We start from the raw sequence: 22542 nt of genomic DNA, 5'->3' as shown, positions 1-22542 counted from the left end.
CGTGTTCCATTTCTATCGAGGTCGATCATGATGCTTGCCACCGGAAACAACCTCTCCCGCTCTACCGAATCGGTGCGTGCCCGCACCAGCTTTGGCGACGCGACGCCGCCGAAGGTCATCGCCGATACGCTCAACCTCATCGAAACGGCTCAGCTGGTACAGACGATTCTTGGGGAGGCATTTCCCACGACGTCGTTTGCGATCGCCGTCACGAAGAAAGCGATCGGCTCGCACCTGACCGTCGATTGGACCGACGGCCCGCGTGACCTGCAGGTGGCTCGGCTCGTGTTGCCGCTGCAAGCCACACGCGTGGTCGACGGGGGGAAGGTCAAGCGGGTCGAGCACTTCATGCTGACGTCGGCCGGCCGGTTGACGGTTCACTTGGCTGCGGACCGCATCATCCTGTCGAGACAGTTCAGCGATCACGCAATTGCACATGCAATCGAGCGCCTCGCGGTGCGCTACGCAGACTTTTTGGCACCCGACGTCCGGGCGGCTATGACGGTTGAGGATTATCGCGCGGGCCGGCTGCAGCTGCTCGAGATCGTCGGCGTGCACCGGGCCGGCAGCCGTCGATCGGGAGCCAACGTACAGATGGACGTCGACGCGATGCTTGCGGAAACCACAGACGCGCACGGGTTTCCCCGGTCGGTCACGGGCGCACGGCTGTTTGTGCGGCGCGACACCCACTGACCACGGAAGCCGAGCGCTATGGAAACGGTCGAAATGTTCCTGCAGGCGGAACTGCGCCCCACCGTCGATCAGCGCGTCGAACGCGCGCTCGAGGCGCTCGGGGCGCTGTTTTCCGCGAATCGGATGGTGATTTGCCAGTTCAGCGCGGGCAAGGATAGTGGAGTCGTAACGAGCCTCGCGCTGGACGCAGCACGCCAGCATGTTGCCGGCGGTGGCCAGCCGCTTGTCTGCGTGATTACGGCCGACACCCTGGTCGAGTCGCCCGAGATGGTTGAGCACGCGCGTCGGGAGCTGGGGAAGATGGAGGCCTATGGCCGGTCGCACGGATTCGAGGTACGCGTGCTGGTTGTTGCACCGTCACTCGCGACGTCCTGGCAACTGTCGGTCCTCACGGGCCGGGCCCTGCCGAGCTACGCCGGCACGAATTCGGACTGCTCAGTCTCGTTGAAGATCGAGCCCAGCCGCGTCGGTCGCAATCAGTTATATCGCGAGGCACGGAAGGCCGGCTATGCAGAACCCGTGGTCCTGCTCGGCACCCGCTTCAACGAAAGTGAGCGCCGCAAGGCGAAGATGACCGCCCGTGGCGATCGCGCCGATACGCCGGTCCGCAACAGCGACGGCGAACTCACCCTCTGCCCCATCGCCGACTGGTCGACTGAAGATGTCTGGGAGTTTATCGGCGAAGTCTCGTCCGGGCTGCGCCTGACCTACACGGACTTCGAAGAGACGAAGCGGATCTACGCGCATGCCGGCAACAGCAGCTGCGCGATCGTGTCCGATCTCACGTTCGAGGAGGCGTCCGCCGGCAAGCGTGTGCGACGCGGAAACTGCGATGCGCGCACCGGCTGCTGGACCTGCCAGCAAGCCGATGATCGTTCGCTCGCCGAGATGATCCGCTTCGATGGAGATCGGTACGCCTACGCGCGCGGCCTGCAGCAGCTGAACCGCTTCATCCGCGCGATCCGTTACGACTGGTCGCGTCGAAATTGGGTCGGTCGCACAATCCGTGCAGGGTACATCTGCCTCGAACCGGATACGTTTGGTGCGGCTACCGTACGGGAGCTCGTCCGGTATATGCTGACAATCGATCGTGACGAGAGGATCCGCGCTCGACGCGCTGGAACGCAACCGAAATTCCAGACCTTGCCCCTGCCGATGATGATTGCCGTTGACGCAATGCAGTCGCTGCAGGGACTCGCGGCCCCCTTCGCGATCTGGGCCGACTACCGGGACATCTGCGAGCGTGGCGTGAGTAATCCCGTACCGGAAATCGCACCGGCCGCGCCGGCACCGTTGCCCGAGCCGCTTTTTCTGAAGGTCGGCACCGAGTGGGACGATACGGCGGATCAGTGGACCGGGTTTCGAGATCCGCTGATGGAGGCTTTGACGGAGCGCTCGCCGTGCGCGCCGACAGTGTTGGACCTGGGTGATGGAAAGAGCACTTGGCGCGTCCGCACCGGCGATCGCTTCGACGTCGACCTCGAGTCGGCCGAGATGATCCTGGAGTTCGAAGCGGATCGCCTCGCGGCTATGCACGACCGCGGCTTTCATCCCGGCGGGATCACGACCGGCTATCGGTGGTACCTGAACTACGGCGCGCTCACCCTCTCCCATAAGCAGCAACTGAAGCACGATGAAGTGGCCCGTCGCACCGACTTCAAGGATCGGCTCGGACTGAACCTCGGGCACGACGTCGAGCAGCTCCTTGCCTACGGTGTGCGCTTTAGCGAACTTCCCGAGGAAGCGCGGCGGGCTTGGGCGCATAAGGCCACGACGGATGGTGCACAGACTTCCTTGGCGTTCGAGCTCGAGGCGTAGTAGCTGACGCTGATTGGTGATCAACCAACTCGGTTCTCCCATTTCCACGATCCCAATTTTGCGCGGCGGCCGCTTCGCGGCCGCGACACGGAAATCGCGATCGCGCTCGGCGATCTGCGTCCGCCGTCGCGCTCATGTCCGTGACGCAACACCACTCCCGCGCCCGGCGCCTACGCGCTAGCCAAGCGCCTCGCATTCCTTCCGCAGTCGACCTTTGAACCCGGAGCCCACGTTCGCCCGCCGTAGCCTGGCGGCCGGACCATTGCGCCGCGCGCGACGAGTGTCGCACGGCGCCCTGCTCCTGCAAGGGGCTTTCGCGGCATATCCTCGCGCGCTTCGCGCACTCCGGTATTCCACGGTCCCCTTGCCCGCCATTCTCCCGCGGGCGCTCGCCAGCTCCGGGTAGCACGGTTTGCGAGCCGCATCGCTCCGGCTGCCCTTATCTCAACTCTATGGAGCTGACCGTGAGCTATTTGTACAACGGCGACTGCCTGGTCGCCATGCCCAAACTCGCCCCTGAATCCGTCGACTGTATCGTCACGGACCCGCCCTACCTCGTCAATTTCCGCGACCGGAGCGGCCGCTCGATCGCGAACGACGTAAACGGCGACTGGCTGGCGCCGGCGTTCGCCGAAATGTTCCGTGTGTTGAAGCGCGACGCCGTGTGCATTTCGTTCTACGGCTGGAACAAGGTCGACCTGTTTTTCGATGCCTGGAAGGCGGCCGGCTTTCGCGTGGCCGGCCACTTCGTCTTCACGAAGTCCTACGCGTCCAAGGCCGGCCTGGTGAAGTACCAGCACGAATCGGCCTACCTGCTCGCCAAGGGGCGGCCCGCGGCGCCGGCCGCGCCGATCGCCGACGTCATGCCGTTTCCGTACAGCGGCAACCGCCACCATCCGACCGAAAAGCCGGTCGCCGCGCTGCGCACACTCATTTCCGCTTTTACGCAGCCCGGCGACGTCGTACTGGATCCGTTCGCCGGCTCCGGCTCGACGTGCGTTGCCGCCCGCGAGCTCGGGCGCCGGTATATCGGCATCGAACTGGACGCGACCTACTTTGCGGCCGCCAAGGCGCGCCTGACGGCGCCTGTTGCCGGCGCCGCTTTGGCCGCCGCCTAAGACCCGAACAGAGGACTTTCACCATGCGACTGATCGTTTCAGCCTATTCCGGTCTCGAGCAGCTCGACCATCCCCGCACGAACGAGAACGGCGACCCCGTGGACGTGTTTTGTGTTCGCCTCGACGCCGCGGCGCGGTTCCCACACCGCGCCAGCGACCTGGACATGGCGCGTATCTACCGGTATCGCAATTCCTTCGAATTCAGCGCCGGCACCTACGTTATGCACGACATTTTCCGCGAGCGCCTGGCCGAGCTCGCCGATTACCCGGCGATCTCGATCGGCGCCACGCGAATCTGCCATACGAACGGCGCTATCGCAGCAAAGGACGGCCCGTTTAAGGAACTGATCGATTTCTCGATCACGTCGGGAACGATCGGGTCGCGGACTTCCGCGAAGCTGGCCGACGATTTCAGCCGGTTCATCGGAGCGATCGACGCTGACGTTGATCACCTGTTCGCCGAGCTGTACCGCAACTGGTATTTCGCATTCTGCCTAGCCGAAAACTGCGGCGCAGTGCAGCTTTCTTGACCACACGAGCGCCGGCCGCTCGCCGCGGCCGGCACACCAGGAGAACAGCATGCCCCGTTATTTGATTGACGCGATTTTGGCCGCGATCGCAGCAAACGCCTTCGGCCCGGAGATCTCGGACGTGTGGGAATCCAACACGGAAATTGAAGTGCTGCCGGCGTCGTTGCGTTACGCGATGCTGGAAGCGTTCCAGGCCGGCCAGTGCGCCCGGCGATAAATTCATCCGCCGACGCCGGCGCCGGCGTTGCCGGCAGCCGGCCGTTTGCGAGGCTCCCATGACGAAAAACGAAATCGAAATGTTGCTTTTCGCGATCGCACGCATGCATCTGCGCATCGACACACTCGAAACGCGCCACAGCGACCGGCTGGACTTTCACGATTGCGCGGTCTGGTGCATCCGCGACGCGCTCGCGGCGGCATTCGACGCCGGTGTTGTTCACGGCCGCGGTAATGCTGCGACCTGACGTGCGGCCGCCGGCGCGCGCCTGGTGCCGGCGGCGATCTCCAATCGATCATGTTCCACCTCCGGCCTGAACCCGCGGGCCCGGCCGGCGACTGGAACGCGGAAGGCCGTTTCCGTACCGCGAAATGTTCCACTGATACGGGGCGGCCCACCCCGTCCGCATCGAGCGGCCGGCGCGGGCGGGGGACCGCTCGCCCCAGCTGGCCGCGGCGGATCCGCGCCGTTCCGATTATCCAGCCGGCGCGCGGCACCTTGCGCGCCCGGCTTCGCCAGGCACGCAAGCCGCACGCACCCGCGCGCCAGAGATACGGGCTGTCCGCTCCTGGGGCTCGGCCGCCGCTGGCGTCCGGCCCCGGCGCTGGCCGCCCCGCCAGCCGCGCGGCGAGCCGCGCGGAGTTCGCGCTCGGGCCGCGCGTGCGGCCCGGCGCCGGCGACGTCCGGGCTTCGGCAGCCGTCCCCGCGTTCCAGTCTTCCACCGTCGGCGAATCAGCTGCCATCGGGCCGCCTCATCCCGACGCATAGTGCGGCCCGCCGTCACCGCAAGGGTTCGCGTTGCCGCGCGCGGCGCCCGGTCGCCCGGCCTGGCGGCCGAGGCGCTGCGGCCTTGCTCGCGCCCTTGCAGTGCCTGCGCGTCCGCACTCCCCATGCGTCGAGGCGGCTCCGAATGGCAGCTTTTTCCACCCCGACGTAAAGGAGGCTTGTATGAACGCAGTGACCACCGAGATCCCGGCCCTCGCCCACGACGCGGGCGTTCCCCCCGCACCCCCCGAGGCTCACCGAACGGCAGACGACCTGCGCGACATTCCGCTTAAACGGCTGGTCGCGTCCCCCTACAACGTGCGGCGCGTGCCCCCGACCGGCATCAAGGAACTCGCGCTCAATATCTGGAAAGTCGGCCTGCTTCAAAACCTGATCGTGCACCCGATGAAGGTCGGGGCGAGGAAGGCGCAGACGTTTGGCGTCGCTGCTGGCGGCCGCCGTCGCCTCGCGCTCGTCTACCTGCTCGAACACGACTACATCCCCGCCGACCACCCGGTGCGCTGCAAAGTGGTGCCGGTCGAGGATGCCGTGCTGCTGTCCGCGACCGAGAACGAAATGCGCGAGCCGATGCACCCCGCCGACGCGTGCGAGGCATACCGGATTCAGGTTGAAGCTGGCCGGTCGATCGAGGAAATCGCCGACCTGTACGGCGTGCACCCGAAAACCGTGCAGCGCCGCCTCAAGCTCGCGCGAGTGTCTCCGAAGCTGGTCGACCTGTTCCGCACCGGAGAGATCAAGCTCGACCAAATGCAGGCGGTTGCGCTGTCGGACAGTCACGACGAGCAAGAGGCCGCGTGGTTCGACGCCGAGCCGTACAACCGCGACGCGCACGCGATCCGCCGCCGCTTCGTGCGCGACGAACAGTCGTTCGTGAGCAACCGCGTCGCGAAATTCGTTGGCGTCGAGGCGTTCGAAGCGGCTGGCGGTGCAGTGCGACGCGACCTGTTCTCCGCAGCCGAGGATGCGTGGTATCGCGATCATGCGCTGATGCTGCGCCTCGCGACCGAGCAACTGGAAGCACTCGGCGCGTCGGTGCTGGCCGAAGGCTGGGCATGGGTGAAAGCCATGCCGGAACGGGACCATGCCGCGCGGTCGCAATTTCGCCCGGTGCTGCCGCGTCGAACGGAACCGACAGACGAGGTTGCGAAAGAACTGGCGGCGATCGATCAGCGGCTGGCCGAACTTGCTCAATTTTGGGATGCCGACGAGAGAGACGACGATGTCGCCGAGCGCGTCGAGGCGGAAGAAGAAGCGCTGACCGTGCGTCGCGACGAAATCGAAGAGTCACTGCTCGTCTACCATCCCGACGACATGGCGCAGGCTGGCGCGCTTCTCTCGCTCGATGCGAACGGCGAGCCCGTGATCGAGCGCGGACTCGTTGCGCGTGAGCCGGTTGCAGCCGCGACGACCGAAAGTGGCGAGAATGGTGACGACGATGACGACGACTCGTCAGATGGTCAGCCCGCGCGCGTCGGCGCGTCGGCTGTGAAGCCCGCGAAGGGGCCGCACTCCGAACGGCTGACGCTGCGCCTGAACGCGCATCGCACGGCGGCCGTTGCCGCCGCCCTCGAGCAGCAGCCGCACGTCGCGCTCGCCGCGCTCGTGCACCGGCTGCTGGCGGGCGAGTACGGCCACAGTACCGAAGGGAGCGCGCTGGACGTGACGTTCCGTGACCACTCCCACAACCTGACGAAGCATGCGCCGGAACTGGACGACGACCTTGCGTTCACGATGCGGCGAGAGCAACGCCGGGTTTGGGGAGGCGTCATCCCGAATGACAGTGACGCGCTGCTGCGCTGGCTGATCGAGCAGACCGACGAGCGCCTGCTGCTGATCCTCGCGCAGTACGTCGCGGCGAGCGTGGACAGCGTGCGCCCGGATGAGCGGCCGCACGCGATCAACGCACTGATCCCGGCGCTCGGGCTGAATCTCGCGGATGCGTGGCAACCGACGAAGGCGGGCTACTTCGACCACGTTTCGAAAGATCGGATCGTGGACGTCGTGAGCGCGGCCGCGTCACGTTCCGATGCGATGCGCGTGGCGAAGCTCAAGAAGGGGGACGCGGCGACCGAGGCCGAACGGCTGATCGCGGGGCGCGGTTGGTTGCCAGAGCATTTCGCGAAGACCGAAGTCGTGCGGATGAAGCTGTGGGACGTTCCGGCGAAGGCGTCGCATGCCGACGAAAGCGCCGAGGAAGCGGAGGCCGACGAGCCTGCGTTGGTTGCGTCGGCCGACGACGTGAGCGACGGCACGGTCGTAGCGGAAGGTGAAGGCATGCCGCCGCGTGATTGACCTAATCGACGCCAGCGGGTGCGCCGCGCCCGCTGGTGCGGTGTGCCGGTCAGTGTTCTTCGGCGGGCCGTCCGCAGCATGATGATCTACTCCCGAAAGTTCTCACTTTCCGATTCTCTGCCGCTCCCGTAAAGGATCACCTTTCCGATGCTGCGCATGCGCGCCCGTCGCTGTGGCGCATGCGCTGGCGGCACTTCCCTGACTTGCTGCTCGGGCGTCTCCCTCCGCTTCGCTCCGGGCCGGGCTTTCGCGCTGCGCGTCGAGCCTCGCTGCGCGAGTCTCGCCCCTACGGGCTTCAATCCCTGACGTCTGCGCGCCGTGCCGGCGCTGCGCGCTTCGCTTGCTCGTGGAGTACGTGCCCGCTACTCGCGGGCGGACAGCAGGTCTAGCGGCCGGCTACGCCGGCCGAGGGGGCGCGGGACCGGCTGCCCCGCGCCGTGTGCGCGATCCGGCCGGGGAAACCGCGTGGTTGCGCTCCATCCTTTTGCGCCGGGTTAAGCGCGTGGATCTGCCATTGGGAGCCGCCCCTTTTCGACGCATAGCGCGGGCAGGCACGGGCGCAAGGGTAAAGGCTGCGCTTCGCTCCGCCCACGTCCTCACCCGTTCGGTGCTCGGCTACGCCTGCGCTCCGCATGCGGCCTCCGGGCGCGCCCTTGCACCCGTGCCTGCCCGCGCTAAACCCGCGTCGAGGCGGCTCCCAATGGCAGATCCACAACCCGACACAAAAGGACGAAATCGTGAGCACAACCACCCCCGACCGAATCACGCACACACGCGCGGGCGTTCCCCCCGCACCCCCCGAGGCTCACCGCCAGGCAGGCATTCGACACACGAAAAATCGCCTGCGCGTGACCGCCGCGCACTGGCTCGGCTGCCCGGTTGATGCCCCGTTTCGAGTTTTGTACCGCTGGACCCGCCCTGATGACGACGCGCGCGCCGTGCGGCTCGAAACGAGCATCGACGGTCGCGCTCGGCGCATCACCCTGTTTCGCCTTTCGTCCGGCGCGTGGTCGCCGGTTTGGCAATGACCCGGAGATTCACGATGAGCTACGAGACTGACGAACTGATGATCGAAGGTATCACGGAAGGTTTTTTCGCGATTGCGCGCTGCGAAAGTGCTGCGCCCTCCATCGCGGTACATCATGGCGACGACGGCGAACTGGCATTTTCGCTGCCCACGATCGACTGGACCGCGTGGCAAATCAATGTCGCGATCAAGGTCTACGAAAAGGCGTACGCACGGGGCGAGCGCTACGGCGCTGCGAGCGCTCAACGCGTCATCCGTGAAGCACTCGGCATCTTCCATTGACCATTTTGCGGGCGCGCCGACGCTGGCGCGCCGATCGGAGCGAACCGTGAAATTTGATCGCACTCCCGTCGACAGTTTCGATTTTGCCCTCGAAGCGCGCGCGCAACTTACGCTGTTTCGCATCGCTGCAACTGCCGGCAACGAAGATAAGGCCGAGCAATACCTCTGGGATGCTGAAATCTGCGCCCGCGCGAGCGGAGCACGTGCATGCCTCGAAGGGGCCGACATGTCGCTCTTGCTGGCGGGCGAGCCCAGTCTGATTCCGCATTGGGATGACGGTTTCGAAGCCGAGGAACGCGGTCGAGTCGTTTGGTTCGGGGAATGGCTCAACGACATGGACGGGTTGAACGAAACGCGCCCGAGCGTAAGCCTTACCCGGGACGGCTATGTCCCTGCCCTCGAAGTCTCTCATCGGGGCGGCGATTGCGAGCCGAACGCCGGCCATCCGCGCGCGACACTTCAGGAGGCAATCGGTGCCGCCAAGGAAATGGAATCGCGCTGGCACTTCGACGAATGCATCGACTAACCTGCGTGCGTCGCGAACACGGCGCACGTCACGGAGCGAAAGCGATGAACATCACCACTGTTTTGCATATCGAGCAGATCCAGCGCGCGATCAACATTTGGCGCGCCCGCAAACCGAGCGTCGAAGGCGATCCGATCCTGTGTCGCGAAGCGCGGATTCTTGCCGAACCCTACGCGCTGATGATCGTGAACGGCGCTACACAGATCGACGCGACGCACCTGTCCGACACGCAACGCGCCGTGTTCGACGGCGCGTTTTCGCAATAACGCGTCATCGACGCAACCCGCGTCCGTTATAGCGGGACTTCACGAAGGAGATTTGACATGCGCGCTCAGTGGGCGATCACCTACAAGACAGCGACTGGATTCGACGTCGAGATCATCGACGCATGCAGTTACGAAGAGGCTTGGACCCGTGCGGAATCGCTCTTTGGCTCGCAGTTTGTAGAGGTCGAGCGCGTCGCGTGAAAACCGCGCCCGCTTCGACGCGCACTGATCGCGTCGCCGGCCGTCCGGCCGGTAGCCAGAATGCACCTTGAACTTTTGTATCCTATGGGATACTATATAGGCTATGAGAATCGAGCAGACAGACGACTTCGCGAAATGGCTGCGCGGCCTACGTGACCACATCGCGCGCGCGCAGATCGCCAAGCGGATTCAACGGCTCGCGCGCGGCCAGTACGGGGACGTGAAGTCGGTGGGTGACGGGGTGAGCGAAATGCGCGTGCACGTCGGCCCCGGCTATCGCGTCTACTTTGTCCAACGAGGCTCAACGCTCGTCATCCTGCTATGCGGTGGCGACAAGTCAACGCAGCAGCGCGACATTGAGCGCGCTATCGCGCTTTCGGCGCAATTGGGAGATTGACATGGGTATCAAGACAACGCCGTTTGACGCGGCCGAATACCTCGACACGCCCGAGGCGCAGGCCGAATATCTGCGGGTTTCGTTCGAGACTGGCGATTCTGCCGACATTCAGGAAGCCATCGGCACTGTGGCGCGTGCGCGCGGCATGACGCAGATTGCGCGCGACGCGGGCGTTGGCCGCGAAAGCCTCTACAAGGCGCTGGACGAGCACGGCAACCCGGAATTCGCGACGATCCTGCGTGTGGTGCGCGCGCTCGGCCTCACTTTGACGGTGACGACGCCTGTACACGAGCACGCCTGAGCCGGGATTTTTGCGCGGCGTCGCGGGCTGGCGGGCGCTCGCCGCTACGCCGCGACCACCCGCCAGCCCGCGACCAATGCGTTAGCCAGTTTGCGCGCTGCGCAAACGAATCGGGGCAATCCCGCTCCGCGCACACTTCGTGCGTCGCCGGATTGCCCCAACGATCACACCGACGCGCCGTCGGTGACAGCGGCGGGCGGCACGCCCTGGGCGGGTTTCGCCGGCACCGGGGTCTCGCCCGGTTTCGCGAGTGCGACTTTTACCGCCTCGAGCCGCTCTTTCCACTGTTCCGCCGGGATCTCGTCCAGCCCTTCCGCGCGCAGCAGCTCGAGCACCGCCTTATGATTCCGCTCGCGATCCTTGCGGATCATCTCGCGCTGTTGGTCCTGCAGCTTTTTCAGCTTCGCCGCCGCCCTCGCGATCTCGTCTTCGATCGATCGCGGCTTGCGCGCTGTCTTCCCTGCATCTGCCGTCATGGCCTCTATCACTCCATCTTGCCCCTCCCCCTTGCCGCGAAGTGTAACGGAATTCGGCCGCGCAACGTAAAGCACTGAGACCTGATACCCCGCTATCGCACCGCTGCCCCGCGCATCATCCGTCGCGGCGCAATTGCTCGGTGCGCAATTCGCGCGCAGCGGCCGGCACCGTCGCGGCGGCCGACGCAACCGCTCCGAGCGCTGATCCGGCGCCCCCGCATTTTTCCTGCTGTCGCCGCGCGGGGCGTCACCCGCGGTTTTGCGCGGCCGCCGCCCCGCGCGGACCACCTAGCCAGAGCGCAATGCTCGCATTGCGCAGCTCCAGCACGGCGGCCGCCACCGTCGCGGCCGCCGGCCCGAAGGACCGTGCACCGTGCCGGCGCTCCCGTGTTTTTCCTGCTGTCGCCGCGCCGGGCGTCGCCCGCGCCATTCCGCGGCCGCCGCCCGGCGCGGACCATCCACCCAGACGCAATGCACGCATTGCGTAGCTCGAGCACGGCGGCCGCGACCGTCGCGGCCGCCGACCCGACCAAGCCAGCGCGCCGAGCGCCCGCCCCGCGCTTTTTTCGCACAGTCGCCGCGCGGGGCGTCGCCCGCGCCGCTGCGCAGCCGCCGCCCCGCGCGGACCACCCATCCAGTGCGCAATCCTGAATTGCGCAGACCGTGATCGGCGGCCGCCAAGTCGCGCCCGCCGAATACCGCCAAACCGAACGTGATCACAGCGTTTTCTCTCTGGCTGTTGCTCGACACCCCATCGATCCACGACCTAAATCCGCGCACGCCGGCAGGTTTCCCACATATCCACCGGTCCCCGCGCTTCTCCCGTTTCCCACAACCAACACCGTTGTGGAAAACGGCGCGCGGCCGACGCTCTTGCGATGTTGATGCATCGCGACGTCGGTCCGGACCCGTGGATATGTGGAAAACCTGCGTGGCATAACCACCCTCGTCGCTCCGAATTTCTCCCTGTCCGCTCCCCGCCTCCGTTCGACCTCCCTTTTCCGTTTTTTCCCTGTGAGGAACGGATCGACGCTCGCCTCGCTTTTCTCTCTTTCGTGTCGATACTTCAATCTCCCGCTTTCTCCGAAATTTTCACTGTCCTCCACCCAGGCGAACGCCTCAAAGGAACGAAATCCTCGCTCTTGCTGGCTGCGATGCCGATCGCTACGCCTGCTGAAAAACCGGTGATACCCGGACCCGTCCGGGCATCACCATCCAGATACCGTCCGTCCGGGGGGCGACCCGTGGGGCAAGCCCCACCCCCCGACCAGACGGTCACACACCACTCAACTCCGTTGCGGGTGCTTAAAGCCTTGCTGCGCAAGCCTTTAAGCGGTAGGACGCCTAAATTAGAGCTATCGCTAATCGAGAGCCAAAACTCGAAGCCTGATAGAGCGTATGCCGGTATGACGCCCGTAAAACCCTTTTGTTACCGTTCGAACGTCGATCGGAAGCCACCCTGACAACAGATATAGGCGTAATACGCCATTGGCGTCACGGTAGTACACCTAAATTCAATGGAGATCAGTCTGTCCAGAAAACGACAATTAAATCAGTTATTTAAAGACGCGAGGCAGCTGCTGATGGAGAAAACAACGCGAGCAGCAGAGATCGTCGCTAGTATCGGAAAAACTCGTAGCCGTATGACGAAAAAGCGTAACCATGTGCTAACATCTTCACACGACGGAAGCGCGTATCTGCAGCGCAATCCGCACATAACCACGGCCACAAAAAGGTAAGGATCTCTCGCAACGAGGTCTTCATGCCGCGTCTCAAAACGCCGGGAAAAGGTGCGTCCAAACCCATCTCCTTCAAACTCGATCCCGAGTCGGAGCGCTTCTATCGACGCAAGGCTCAAGAGAACGGTGTTTCGCTGTCCGACTACATTCGCAAGCAACTTGCGCTCGGCGTCGTCACCGAAAATGTCTCGCTCATTGACCAGCGTCTCAAGGCGCTCATTCAGCAACTGAGTGGGCACACGCCGTCCGATGACGGGCCCCGAAAATCCGTCCAGGCGCTACCGTCCGAACTGGTTCAAGCGGTGTTCTTCAGCCGCGAAGTCCTGACCAGCATCATCAGCGACAGGAACATCCAGTTCTTCCACCAAGCACAGGATCGCGCCGAGGCCGCCACCAAGAAACTGCTGGGAGAGAGCAATGGCTGATCAACGCTCGCCCAACGGTCTTGCGACTTTTTCTCGGGGAACCGCCCTCTGGTGGCAGCAGGCAAAACTCCTCACCAGCGCGGTCGTGGCGGTGGTCATCGCGGGCATTCTCGTCGGCGCGCTGGCCGGCGGCGCATACCTGTATTTCGTCACGTCGACCGAAACACGCTATTTGGCGGCCAAGCACGTCGAGGCCGAAATCCTCACCGTCGTGCCCATGGCCAACCCGAACGTCTCATTCCACTTCGGCAGCAACGACACGGAATTGCCGCCAGCCGCCGCGCTGTCATTTACCGACGATGCCGCCGAAGAGTTTTTCGTCTATGCGCGAAATGCCGCCCTGTACGCTGTTCTTACCGCTATAGCCGTGACGTTTCTTTCAGTCCTGTTCTGGATGGAGTACGGTCGCGGAAAACTCGCCGAGAAGCAGGTTCGCGGTGCAAGGCTCGTTAAACCGAAAGCACTGGTCAAGGAACTGGAAAGCCGAGACGACGCCAGCCCGTATCGCATCGCCGGCGTGCCGATGCGCAAGAAGGCCGAAGTGCTCGGTACGCTCTTCGCCGGTGCCCAGGGTAGCGGCAAGTCTCAGCAGTTTTTCGCGCTGATGGAGCAGGTCCGCGCCAACAAAAAGCGAGCGATCGTCTATGACCCGTCCGGCGAGTTCACGGCTACCTTTTTTCGGGAAGGCAAGGACATCATCCTGAATCCGCTCGATGCGCGCAGTCCCAACTGGAACGTGTGGCGCGAAATCCAGGGTGAAATCCATTACGATGGGCTGGCAGAGGGGCTTATCCCGATTCCGCCGAACGTTCCGGATCCGTTCTTCGCCATCGCCGGGCGCATGGTCTTCAAGGGCGCGGTCCGTGCGCTCGGTGACGACAATAAGCGAACCAACGCCGCGCTGTACAAGGCCATCGCTCACAGCAATCTGGACGAATTACACGCCATCCTCGCGAACGAGTCTGCTGCCACTTACGTTGATCCGATCACTGAGCGTACGGGCATGAGCCTCAAGATGACCGTGCAGAACCAGCTTGATTGCTTCCGCTACCTGCATGACGAAGGTGAACCGTTTTCGATCCGCGAGTGGATCCAGAATGAGGACGAAGACGACGATTCCTGGCTGTTCATTACCGTCAACGAAGAGCAGAAAACCGCCCTGCTTCCGCTAATCAGCCTCTGGTGTGACATCGCAATCCGCTCGCTTCTTGCGCTCAAGCCGATTCATCGCGAACGCCTCTGGTATTTCTACGACGAGCTCCCTACGCTGCAGAAACTGGAGATCATGAAGCTCGCCGTGACGAACATTCGCAAGTTTGGCGGTTGCTTTGTGATCGGCATCCAGGATTTCTCGCTACTCTTCTTGATCTATGGCGAGCACCTTGCGCGCACGATCATCTCCGGATGTCAGACCAAGCTCCTGTTGCGCGTGACCGACGGTGACGCCGCCAAGGCGTTGGCCAACGCGATCGGGCAGGCTGATCTGGACGAGAAAGAGGAAAGTCTCAATCTCGGGATCGATGAGCGTCGCGACGGTATGAGTGTTTTCGCGCGCCGTAACCTTCGGGATCTTGTCCTCTCTTCCGAGATCTTACGTCTGCCCGACATGGAGGGCTATCTGGTCACACCCAGCGATTACCCCGTCGCACGGGTGAGATACAAATATACGCATCGGCCCGAAATTGCCACACCGTTCATTCCCCGTCGGACTTTTGACACGTGGCTTACTGCACACGCCGCACCCGGTGGCCACGCGGCGCTGTCGCCGCCCGCACCCGGTTCCGCGGCGCCGGCAGAAACTGCACCATCGCCGTCACCCGCGCCAACCGACGCGACTGCGACGTCTTCGTCCGCGGAGCAATCGGTGCCATCCGCAGGCTCGTCTGCCGCGAACAAAATGCCGGCAGCTGCGGCGTCCCGTGCGGATGACGTTGCGGCCACGCCGACCGGCGCTGAATCGGACCCGGCCACTTCGAATCTGGTTGTGCTGGCGACGGGTGAAGTCGTGGACGGCGACACCGGCGAGGTTCACGGTGCGTCGACTCCCCGCGAACCAGGTGCCGGCCAACGGCCGACCGGCCGCGCCGGTCTCGGTGACTTGTTGGGGTGACGCGCGATGATGAGCATGCACAATGTCGGCAGCGCCGGCCAGGCACTCCACTATTTTTCGAAGGATAACTACTACACCACCGATCAGGGGCTCGAGCATTCCGCTTGGTTCGGCAAGGGTGCGGCCACCCTCGGTCTGAACGGGCAAGTCGATCGCAATGTGTTTTTCAAGCTGCTGTCTGGACAGGTCGGAGACCAGCAGCTTGGTCGAGTCGTCCTGGACGAGAATGGCGAGCCCGAGGTTGTACATCGGCCTGGGATCGACTTGACCTTTTCGGCACCGAAGAGCGTCAGTATCGCTGCCGAAGTTTTCGAAGATCGCGACGTCCGCCTCGCCCATGAAGAAGCCGTCAAGGAGGCGCTCGAGTACGTCGAGGCGTATGTCGCGCAGGCCCGCAAAACGGTCGATGGCGAGACGCTTGTCGAACCGACCGGCAACGTTGTAGCCGCCCTCTTTCGCCACAATACGAGCCGCGACCTCGACCCCGACACCCATACTCATGCGCTGGTCATGAACGCCACCCAGCGCTCAGACGGCGAATGGCGATCGCTGACCAATGACGAGCTGTACGTGCAGCAGAAGGTGATCGGCGCCGTCTATACTTCTTCGCTCGCACGCGGATTGCAGAAGCGTGGCTATGCCATTACTGCGCCGGACAAGAACGGAAACTTTGAGTTGGTCGGCATCACCCGAGAGCAGATCGAGCACTTCAGCCAGCGTTCGGCCGCGCGCGACCGATGGCTGCGTGCAAATGGGATCGATCCGACGAGCGCGACGCCGGCGGAGAAGGAGCGCGCGGTGTTGGCCACCCGTGAACGGAAGGTTGGTGTCGACCATGACGCCTTGTCAGTTCAATGGCGTGAGCGCGCACAGACAGTCGACCTCGACTACAGCGTCATCCAGCAGAAAGCACGCGAGGCGCGGGAAGCGGGAACGGATGCACGGGTCGTCAAGTTGTCCGGTATCGAGGCCTTGCGGTTTGCAGCGTCTCACCTTGGTGAGCGCGAAATCGTGCTGAACCAATATGACCTGGTCAAAACCGCGCTGGAGCACGCGGTCGGGCGAACGTCTCCAAATCAGATTCTCGATGCGTACAAGAAGCTGGTCGATCAGGGCAAGATTGTCGACCTTCCGGACGGCAACATCACCACCGAGAAGATGCTCAACACGGAGCGCTGGACGGTCGAAAATGCGCTCGCGCAGCGAGACGCGACGCCGGCGATAGCGCCAGCCGAACTGGTCCGGTCCAGGATCGAACAGGCCATCGCCGCCGCGCGCGTGGAGCGGAACGATCCCACCTTCGACTACACCCCCGGCCAGCGAGGTGCGATCGAGCATGCACTGACTAGCAAAGACCGGATCGTCACGGTTCAGGGTCTCGCCGGCGTGGGAAAAACCACGATGGTCAAGGGAACCGTCCAGGTTGCGCACGAGCAGGGCTGGCTCGTCCGAGGGATGGCGGCTACCGGCCAGGCTGCCAAGCAGCTCGAGAACGATTCGGGTATCAAGGCCGATACGGTGACGATGTTCGAGATCCATGAGCAGCGGCGCCAGGATGATCTGAAGCTGCTGCGCGAGTATGTACCGGACTTGTCGCGGGAGCGCGAGCTCTGGCTTGTCGACGAGTCGTCATTCCTCGCCCAACGGCAAATGGCGCGCCTATTTAAGATGGCGGAACGAGCAGATGCGAAGGTCATTCTCCTCGGAGACCGCCTCCAGCTGCAGGCCATCGAAGCAGGTAAACCGTTTGAGATCCTGCAGGACGAGGGCGTGGCCACCGCTCAGATGACCCAGATCCAGCGCCAGAAGAATCCCGAGCTGCAGCAGGCAGTCGCGATCACCGTGGGCACAGCCGACCTTGCGGTAGATGAGCCCCTCACCGACCTGAACCTCGCTCGCAACGCTCGCGCCTTTGACTTCCTCGAGCAAGCTGGGCGCGTGACAGAACACGACAATCCGCAAGACCTGATCGACCTGATGGCGCGCCAGTACGTCGACCGGGGACCGCGAAGAAATCAAACCATCATCATCACACCGTTTAACGAGGATCGCGTCGAGATCAACAATGCGGTTCGGGCTGAACTGCAAGCGCACGGCGAGCTGGATGTCAACGACTCGGAGCACACCATCCTCCGGTCCGACGGAGACATGACCCGGGCGAAGCAGAAGGAGGCGCAGTATTACACCAGGGATATGACCGTCCGGTTTGGTCGGGACTATCAGAAAATTCTCGCGTCCCGCGGCGAATACATGCGCGTTGAGGGTACTCGACCCGACGAGGGTATCGTCGTTCTCCGGAAGTCCGACGGCTCTCTAATGGAGTGGGAGCCGAAGAAGTACAACCGGGTGGAGGTGTATCTCTCGGAAACGAGGAGTCTTGCCGCGCGTGACGTCATTCGCTTTACCCGCGGCGACGAGCTCGTCAAGAATGGCCACGAGGCGACCGTCGTTTCTGTCCACGAGAACCAGGCGGTCCTACGGCTGGCGGATGGCAAGGAAATTCCCTGGGATCTAGACGCGCAGCGCCATTGGGATCATGCCTATGCGGCGACGGTCCACGCGGGCCAGGGCGCGACCCGCGAGCAAGCCATGCTGCATATCCCCGCACACAAAATGGAGCGTGATCCGGAAGATGCTCGGCGCCAGTCTGACGTCGCGATGACGGTGCGTCGTATTTTCGGTGACCGCAGCTTCTATGTCGGCCTCACGCGGGCCGTTGACGACCTCCAGATTTTTACGACCGACGCAATTCTTGCTCGGGCGGCCGTATCACGCCACCAAGATAAGTCGAGCGCCATCGAAACGCTGCGTGAGCATGAGTTGGCAGAGCAGACGAATGACCGGCCGCAGCGCCAGCGACGCCAGCAAGCTGCCCAGCAGATACAGATCGAGCCGGACTGACGTTGCAGCGCGCCCTGCAGGAACCCGGTTACTTTGCTGGGCTGAACCAGGTCGAGAGACGCCGATCAGTCGCCGGCTAGTTCTCAAACCGCAATAAATCGAATCGAAAGAACGCAGTGGGAGTCTCCAATACCCCTTTCGATCTGCTGACGGCTGATCGATGCAGAGATCGTCGAAAGACCAAGCGGTAAAGGATCCAAAATCGAGGCCGATATCATCGTGTAGGATCAGCAGCGGTACTATGGCCCTGGCGCCCGCGGTCTCACGATGTTGTATAAATTTCAACTAACACCACATCGTATGTTTGCAAAAAAGAATAAATTTATTAGTAGAGGGTCGGTGGCAGTGGTCGCACGAGTCACTGTCGTTTCGGTTTTTGTAACTTGCTTCATGATACCTGCAGGAAACGTAATGTCGAAGACGAAAAGCATCAGCAATCAGCAGTCTAGCGAATTCTGGAAGGAGAAGCTGGGTCTCGAACCTCACCCCGAAGGGGGGTATTTTCGATACGTTTTTGGCTCGGATATTTTTCGAAAAACGGCAAGTGGTACTGAGAGGAAAAATTACAGCGGAATATATTTCATGGTGACGCATGACAGCCCGTCACACTTTCACCAAATGGTATCCGATGAAATTTGGTACTACCACGCTGGCGATCCGCTGACGATGCACTTCATCGATGAGAAGGGTGCATATGGGACAGTTCGTCTCGGCCCTAACGTCGAACATGGCGAGGTACTCTCGACTGTAATGCATGGAGGATGGATTTTCGGGGCGTCGGTTGATTCAGGTGATTACACCCTCGTCAGTTGCGCTGTTGTGCCGGGCTTTGATGATGCTGACTATAGAATTCTTACTCAGGCCGAGTTGCTGGAAAAATATCCGAAATATCGAGATATTATCTTGAAGATGGCGTACCAGAACCTCCCAAAGTGACGCGAGCGCTCGTGTTTCGAGCGCGGCCGGCGGTTCTTTCGTTTGTTTGGCGGATCGATTTGGAAAGGCTTAGTTATGGTAATGGCAAATAGTATCCCGAGATGCCAAGTTGAGGCGATTCTCCCGAAGGATGGCGAAAAGCGATTTTCGGTCGCAAGAGTGCGAGTGAATGATACGGGCATTTCAATGAAACTCCCCGTTGGGAAACTTCTAGAGGCAGACTGGATCGGCAAATTCTCTGCCAATGATGTCGCATTGCTCGCTACCGTAAATGCTAGCGATGTCAATATCCAGAACATCACCGAGCGAGTGCCACACTTTCCATACGGGATTGTTTATCTTACGGCGCTTTTCAGCGTCATGTTGGTCACCACCAATTTAATCGGGGATAGTATTACCACCATCAACCTACCTTTCCTCCACGGGTACAGCGTTCTTTTTCCTACGGCGCTTGTCGTTTTTCCGTTGACATATTGTTTTGGGGCCTGCATCACGGAAACGTATGGCTTCGTCGTAAGCAGGCACGTGATCTGGGGTGCGTTTTTAGTGAACATACCGGTCATTTTGATTATTCTCTCGCTTGAGAAGGCCGGATGGCTAGGCGGCAGCGTTCTTGGGGTGTCCCATCAAATGATGCGAGCGCTTGGCGCGTCGGCAGTTGGATACTTCGCGGGCGAATTGTCTAATTCCCTGGTTGTATCTCGGTTGAAGATCGCACTAAAAGGTCGCGCCTTGATCCTTCGGTTCCTTGCTGCGAACGCCGTCGGAGCAGTTGTCGATAGCGTTTTGTTTGGAACACTCTTGTTTTACGGTGTAGTGCCGCTGATTGTGCTACTCAAGATAGTGCTTGCTCAAATTACGATAAAGATGCTGTACGAAATGGCGTTCTCTGTCTTGTTTTCAAGGATCGTGCTCTGGATAAAGTCGCGTGACGGTGTCGATTACTATGACTATAAAATCAATTTCGCTCGCGGCTAGCGGCCCATTATAATCTCCAGAACCTTTCCGATGATCGCTTGCTCATTTATCAATATCGGGCGGCGCTTAGACGTCGATTCAATGTCGTATCCGATGAGCCTTTCGCCATCTGTCAATTTGACGAAGGTATAAGTTTGTTCATCCACTTCAACAAGTGCCAAGTCGCCGGAATCTAGAGAAGCGTAATCTCCTATAACAAGGGTGGCGTTGGGCGGCAGCGGTTCAGTGCGGCTCTTGGGGGCGAGTGCAATCGCAAACCGGCTCGAATTTGCGTTCGATACCTTGATCCAGAGCTGATCGTGGCGGGGGGCTGCGGATGCTTTTCGAGCGTCGCGTAGACTCCGCTGCTCATAGACGGGCACGAACCCCCTGCTCTCCTCGCCGAAGAGGGACGACATCGGAACGGCGAAAAACCTGGCGATCGCCGAGATCGTGCTCAGTCGCGGATCGATAGTTTCACCAGATAAAAGGCGGCTTAGGGTCCCCCGGTCAAGTTCGATCGCACGCGACAGTTCCGAGTCGTTGACTCCGGCCTCCTGCTGCAGGTGCTTGACGGTTGCCACAAAAGTGGCCGCTAAGCTTGTAAGTTCTTCCTTTTTCTTCACGCGCTATACCCGACCCTATTTTTTGTTCAACGAAGGAGTTGAAAATTTTCAACATCCTGTTACAGTTCGTAACGTCATTTGCTGGTCGACTGATCGGCGCGGGTCTCGGTAGGAGGACAAGATCAAAGGCCTCCCAATGCGCCTTGCAAAATATGTTGTTTTGCAATGCAAGTCATGTTCTAATGCAATGCAATAAAGCGAATGTTGGTGGAAATTGACCCGAACCATCCGAATCGGTAGCTATCGCTTTACTATCCTCCAGTTGAGCACATTGGAGGGTGGGTTGAGCAAGATTACTGAGGCCGAATTTCGGGATGCGGCGAAGAACAACGCTATCAAGCACGCGTCGGTGTTGCGCACGGATAAAGGCTATCTCTTCGTCGTCGAACTGTCGTGGAAGGAGGGGCTGCACACGTTGTACACGTTCCGCAATGAACCGAGGACGTGGGCAAGCCTGGATAGCATGATGAAGTACTTTGAGAAGCACGAGTTGAACGTAAATGTGATCACCCTGCAGTGGAATCCGAAGGGGTGAGCGGTACGAACGAGACGGATCGGGATAAGGGTATTCGGCGTCGGTCTTACCAACACGAGCCAGACACGGCCACTGGGTCACTCGTTCGGAAGCGTAGTGAGTTCTTAGCGCTGCCCGCGTATGACTAGCCGTTTTGTAGTACGCGATCTTGGTCATTGACCGCCGTGGGTTTTGATGTAGACAACAAAGGATGTGCGGCGTTGCGGATCTCCTTACGTCGCAAATTCGGAAATGATCCGAACATTCATGTCTCTGTCGTGCAGTTGTAGTTAATTAAGACGGACATACAGGGTGCGCCAACACCCTATATGCCCTGACCACAAGCAAATAGCTGGGAAAGCTGAGAGAGACCACTCGTGGCTACAGATATTGTACGTCAATCCTTCGGGCTTGACGCGTTCGATGCGTCCCTTTTTCTTGGGACGACGATGCGCTTCTTACCCCTCGCCGGAATGCCACCGGTGAAGAGGGCTTTCCTTCGCTGCGCATGCTCAGACTTCGTTCGCAGCCACGTATTTCGCCCTGCGGGTCCGGTGCCACGCTTCTATTCAGAAGCGCATGCCTTTTGCTCAATGTTGCTCTTTCGGTACGAGTCGCCTTGGCTCGTATCCCGCCTGTCGCTTCCTTCTCTCAGTGCCTCGACTGCAGGCGGTCTCGTAGCGTCTCGGGCCAACCCGGTTCGCTACGTTTTTTATTCCATGCGTCGCCGCCCACTGCGTGCGATGCGCACCTTCTGCGGGGCGCTTGCCGCCGCGATTGCCCTGCTCGCCGCGCCGTCGGCGACCGCGGACGTTTGCAAGGGCAATATCTTCAATGAGGCCGCAGCCCTCTATCACCTGGATCCCGATCTCCTGCGGGCGATAACCTGGGTCGAATCTCGTGGCATGCCCGGCGCGGTTGGGCCGCGCTTGCCCGACGGCCACAGGGCTTGGGGGGCAGCGCAAATCAACGATGTTCATCTTCCCGAGCTCGTGAGCTACGGCGTTACCCAACGCGACCTCCTGAATCCATGTGTGAACCTCAAGCTCAGCGCATGGGTGCTCGCCAACTGCATTCAGGCCAAGGGCGCGACTTGGGCCGCCGTCGGTTGCTACAACACCGGGCCAGGTTCCACGAACACCGCCGCTCAGGCGCGCTATGTCCGGCTGGTGCAGCATGCCTATGCCGGCTACCGCGCCCAGTCGACGCTCGGCAAGGTCTCCGCGGGGGGCACGCGATGATGCGCCTTGTCCCTCTTCTTGGCCTCATTGTCGGGACGCTTGCGCAGGCCTGCTTTGCGTCTTCCCGTCTTCCGGACTACGACGTCACGCAGATCGGTGAACCCGGCTCCGGCCGCTACGTGTTCTGTTCGGGCGACACGTGCCCTGAACCGACGATCAAGCA

Annotated in this window: 23 protein-coding genes; 21 read left to right on the top strand and 2 right to left on the bottom strand. The window is 61.7% G+C overall.

Annotated elements, in window-relative coordinates; all coding sequences use genetic code 11:
• Positions 1-27: 27 nt before the first annotated feature.
• The 14 genes from ACSHSS_RS20695 to ACSHSS_RS20630 all read left to right on the top strand — a co-directional run bounded on the left by ACSHSS_RS20695 (position 28) and on the right by ACSHSS_RS20630 (position 10454).
• A complete protein-coding gene (locus tag ACSHSS_RS20695) occupies positions 28-693 on the top strand; it encodes an LPD29 domain-containing protein (protein WP_058904091.1) in 666 nt (221 codons plus the stop codon).
• Positions 694-711: 18 nt separating this feature from the next.
• Positions 712-2511 carry a phosphoadenosine phosphosulfate reductase domain-containing protein gene (locus tag ACSHSS_RS20690; RefSeq protein ID WP_058904090.1) on the top strand — a complete coding sequence of 600 codons (1800 nt, stop codon included), beginning with the start codon at positions 712-714 and terminating at the stop codon, positions 2509-2511.
• 464 nt (positions 2512-2975) lie between these two features.
• On the top strand, positions 2976-3629 hold the full coding sequence (locus tag ACSHSS_RS20685) for a DNA methyltransferase (RefSeq protein ID WP_038740883.1): 654 nt from the start codon (positions 2976-2978) through the stop codon (positions 3627-3629).
• A gap of 23 nt (positions 3630-3652) precedes the next feature.
• Positions 3653-4159: a hypothetical protein gene (locus ACSHSS_RS20680; RefSeq protein ID WP_058904089.1), complete on the top strand. Its 507-nt coding sequence runs from the start codon at positions 3653-3655 to the stop codon at positions 4157-4159.
• Positions 4160-4208: 49 nt separating this feature from the next.
• Positions 4209-4376: a hypothetical protein gene (locus ACSHSS_RS20675; RefSeq protein WP_171984200.1), complete on the top strand. Its 168-nt coding sequence runs from the start codon at positions 4209-4211 to the stop codon at positions 4374-4376.
• A gap of 103 nt (positions 4377-4479) precedes the next feature.
• Positions 4480-4623: a DUF6900 domain-containing protein gene (locus ACSHSS_RS20670; RefSeq protein WP_437254620.1), complete on the top strand. Its 144-nt coding sequence runs from the start codon at positions 4480-4482 to the stop codon at positions 4621-4623.
• Positions 4624-5324: 701 nt separating this feature from the next.
• Complete coding sequence (locus tag ACSHSS_RS20665) at positions 5325-7454, top strand: ParB/RepB/Spo0J family partition protein (protein ID WP_058904087.1); 2130 nt, start codon at positions 5325-5327, stop codon at positions 7452-7454.
• A gap of 737 nt (positions 7455-8191) precedes the next feature.
• Positions 8192-8482 (top strand): hypothetical protein, encoded by a 291-nt coding sequence (locus ACSHSS_RS20660; protein ID WP_226237366.1) that lies wholly within the window; start codon positions 8192-8194, stop codon positions 8480-8482.
• Positions 8483-8496: 14 nt separating this feature from the next.
• Positions 8497-8763, top strand: coding sequence for a hypothetical protein (locus ACSHSS_RS20655; RefSeq protein WP_011695194.1), 267 nt, complete (start codon positions 8497-8499; stop codon positions 8761-8763).
• A gap of 46 nt (positions 8764-8809) precedes the next feature.
• Positions 8810-9289: a hypothetical protein gene (locus ACSHSS_RS20650; RefSeq protein WP_058904086.1), complete on the top strand. Its 480-nt coding sequence runs from the start codon at positions 8810-8812 to the stop codon at positions 9287-9289.
• Between the two features lie 44 nt (positions 9290-9333).
• Positions 9334-9555, top strand: a complete 222-nt coding sequence (locus ACSHSS_RS20645; RefSeq protein ID WP_058904085.1) for a DUF3717 domain-containing protein — start codon at positions 9334-9336, stop codon at positions 9553-9555.
• 57 nt (positions 9556-9612) lie between these two features.
• Entirely contained in the window at positions 9613-9756 is a 144-nt protein-coding gene (locus tag ACSHSS_RS20640) for a hypothetical protein (RefSeq protein ID WP_154641514.1), read from the top strand.
• A gap of 103 nt (positions 9757-9859) precedes the next feature.
• On the top strand, positions 9860-10153 hold the full coding sequence (locus ACSHSS_RS20635; RefSeq protein ID WP_058904084.1) for a type II toxin-antitoxin system RelE/ParE family toxin: 294 nt from the start codon (positions 9860-9862) through the stop codon (positions 10151-10153).
• Between the two features lies 1 nt (position 10154).
• Positions 10155-10454 carry an addiction module antidote protein gene (locus ACSHSS_RS20630; protein ID WP_011695198.1) on the top strand — a complete coding sequence of 100 codons (300 nt, stop codon included), beginning with the start codon at positions 10155-10157 and terminating at the stop codon, positions 10452-10454.
• 164 nt (positions 10455-10618) lie between these two features.
• Here ACSHSS_RS20630 and ACSHSS_RS20625 read toward each other — a convergent pair whose 3' ends face one another.
• A complete protein-coding gene (locus ACSHSS_RS20625) occupies positions 10619-10930 on the bottom strand; it encodes a hypothetical protein (RefSeq protein WP_058904083.1) in 312 nt (103 codons plus the stop codon).
• A 1762-nt stretch (positions 10931-12692) separates the two neighbouring features.
• On the opposite strand from ACSHSS_RS20625, the gene ACSHSS_RS20620 reads away from it, so the two are divergent.
• The 5 genes from ACSHSS_RS20620 to ACSHSS_RS20600 all read left to right on the top strand — a co-directional run bounded on the left by ACSHSS_RS20620 (position 12693) and on the right by ACSHSS_RS20600 (position 20019).
• Positions 12693-13094: a hypothetical protein gene (locus ACSHSS_RS20620; RefSeq protein ID WP_058904082.1), complete on the top strand. Its 402-nt coding sequence runs from the start codon at positions 12693-12695 to the stop codon at positions 13092-13094.
• Positions 13087-15204 carry a type IV secretion system DNA-binding domain-containing protein gene (locus ACSHSS_RS20615; protein WP_058904081.1) on the top strand — a complete coding sequence of 706 codons (2118 nt, stop codon included), beginning with the start codon at positions 13087-13089 and terminating at the stop codon, positions 15202-15204. Before ACSHSS_RS20620 ends, ACSHSS_RS20615 begins: the two co-directional genes overlap by 8 nt.
• A gap of 6 nt (positions 15205-15210) precedes the next feature.
• Positions 15211-18105 (top strand): MobF family relaxase, encoded by a 2895-nt coding sequence (mobF, locus tag ACSHSS_RS20610; protein WP_058904080.1) that lies wholly within the window; start codon positions 15211-15213, stop codon positions 18103-18105.
• A 411-nt stretch (positions 18106-18516) separates the two neighbouring features.
• Positions 18517-19041: a cupin domain-containing protein gene (locus ACSHSS_RS20605; RefSeq protein ID WP_058904079.1), complete on the top strand. Its 525-nt coding sequence runs from the start codon at positions 18517-18519 to the stop codon at positions 19039-19041.
• A gap of 186 nt (positions 19042-19227) precedes the next feature.
• The gene (locus ACSHSS_RS20600) at positions 19228-20019 is read left to right on the top strand and encodes a VUT family protein (protein ID WP_058904078.1); all 792 of its coding nucleotides are present in this window, start codon (positions 19228-19230) and stop codon (positions 20017-20019) included.
• Here ACSHSS_RS20600 and ACSHSS_RS20595 read toward each other — a convergent pair.
• Entirely contained in the window at positions 20016-20624 is a 609-nt protein-coding gene (locus tag ACSHSS_RS20595) for a helix-turn-helix domain-containing protein (protein WP_077175804.1), read from the bottom strand. The genes ACSHSS_RS20600 and ACSHSS_RS20595 overlap by 4 nt on opposite strands.
• Positions 20625-20907: 283 nt before the next feature.
• Between ACSHSS_RS20595 and ACSHSS_RS20590 the strand changes: the two genes are divergently transcribed.
• Both ACSHSS_RS20590 and ACSHSS_RS20585 read left to right on the top strand, forming a co-directional pair.
• A complete protein-coding gene (locus ACSHSS_RS20590; RefSeq protein WP_137910251.1) occupies positions 20908-21159 on the top strand; it encodes a hypothetical protein in 252 nt (83 codons plus the stop codon).
• 722 nt (positions 21160-21881) lie between these two features.
• On the top strand, positions 21882-22379 hold the full coding sequence (locus ACSHSS_RS20585; protein WP_058904075.1) for a lytic transglycosylase domain-containing protein: 498 nt from the start codon (positions 21882-21884) through the stop codon (positions 22377-22379).
• Positions 22380-22542: the final 163 nt, after the last annotated feature.

This window comes from Burkholderia sp. BC1, assembly GCF_052683555.1.
Note: the sequence above shows the minus strand (reverse complement) of the source record. Positions and strands in the feature narration are given on the sequence as shown.

What these genes read in the sequence shown, in the direction of transcription:
- ACSHSS_RS20695 (WP_058904091.1), top strand. Translation starts at nt 28, where the DNA reads ATGATGCTTGCCACCGGAAACAACCTCTCCCGCTCTACCGAATCGGTG.
- ACSHSS_RS20690 (WP_058904090.1), top strand. Translation starts at nt 712, where the DNA reads ATGGAAACGGTCGAAATGTTCCTGCAGGCGGAACTGCGCCCCACCGTC.
- ACSHSS_RS20680 (WP_058904089.1), top strand. Translation starts at nt 3,653, where the DNA reads ATGCGACTGATCGTTTCAGCCTATTCCGGTCTCGAGCAGCTCGACCAT.
- ACSHSS_RS20675 (WP_171984200.1), top strand. Translation starts at nt 4,209, where the DNA reads ATGCCCCGTTATTTGATTGACGCGATTTTGGCCGCGATCGCAGCAAAC.
- ACSHSS_RS20670 (WP_437254620.1), top strand. Translation starts at nt 4,480, where the DNA reads ATGCATCTGCGCATCGACACACTCGAAACGCGCCACAGCGACCGGCTG.
- ACSHSS_RS20665 (WP_058904087.1), top strand. Translation starts at nt 5,325, where the DNA reads ATGAACGCAGTGACCACCGAGATCCCGGCCCTCGCCCACGACGCGGGC.
- ACSHSS_RS20655 (WP_011695194.1), top strand. Translation starts at nt 8,497, where the DNA reads ATGAGCTACGAGACTGACGAACTGATGATCGAAGGTATCACGGAAGGT.
- ACSHSS_RS20645 (WP_058904085.1), top strand. Translation starts at nt 9,334, where the DNA reads ATGAACATCACCACTGTTTTGCATATCGAGCAGATCCAGCGCGCGATC.
- ACSHSS_RS20640 (WP_154641514.1), top strand. Translation starts at nt 9,613, where the DNA reads ATGCGCGCTCAGTGGGCGATCACCTACAAGACAGCGACTGGATTCGAC.
- ACSHSS_RS20635 (WP_058904084.1), top strand. Translation starts at nt 9,860, where the DNA reads ATGAGAATCGAGCAGACAGACGACTTCGCGAAATGGCTGCGCGGCCTA.
- ACSHSS_RS20630 (WP_011695198.1), top strand. Translation starts at nt 10,155, where the DNA reads ATGGGTATCAAGACAACGCCGTTTGACGCGGCCGAATACCTCGACACG.
- ACSHSS_RS20625 (WP_058904083.1), bottom strand. Translation starts at nt 10,930, where the DNA reads ATGACGGCAGATGCAGGGAAGACAGCGCGCAAGCCGCGATCGATCGAA.
- ACSHSS_RS20620 (WP_058904082.1), top strand. Translation starts at nt 12,693, where the DNA reads ATGCCGCGTCTCAAAACGCCGGGAAAAGGTGCGTCCAAACCCATCTCC.
- ACSHSS_RS20615 (WP_058904081.1), top strand. Translation starts at nt 13,087, where the DNA reads ATGGCTGATCAACGCTCGCCCAACGGTCTTGCGACTTTTTCTCGGGGA.
- mobF (WP_058904080.1), top strand. Translation starts at nt 15,211, where the DNA reads ATGATGAGCATGCACAATGTCGGCAGCGCCGGCCAGGCACTCCACTAT.
- ACSHSS_RS20605 (WP_058904079.1), top strand. Translation starts at nt 18,517, where the DNA reads ATGTCGAAGACGAAAAGCATCAGCAATCAGCAGTCTAGCGAATTCTGG.
- ACSHSS_RS20600 (WP_058904078.1), top strand. Translation starts at nt 19,228, where the DNA reads ATGAAACTCCCCGTTGGGAAACTTCTAGAGGCAGACTGGATCGGCAAA.
- ACSHSS_RS20585 (WP_058904075.1), top strand. Translation starts at nt 21,882, where the DNA reads ATGCGCACCTTCTGCGGGGCGCTTGCCGCCGCGATTGCCCTGCTCGCC.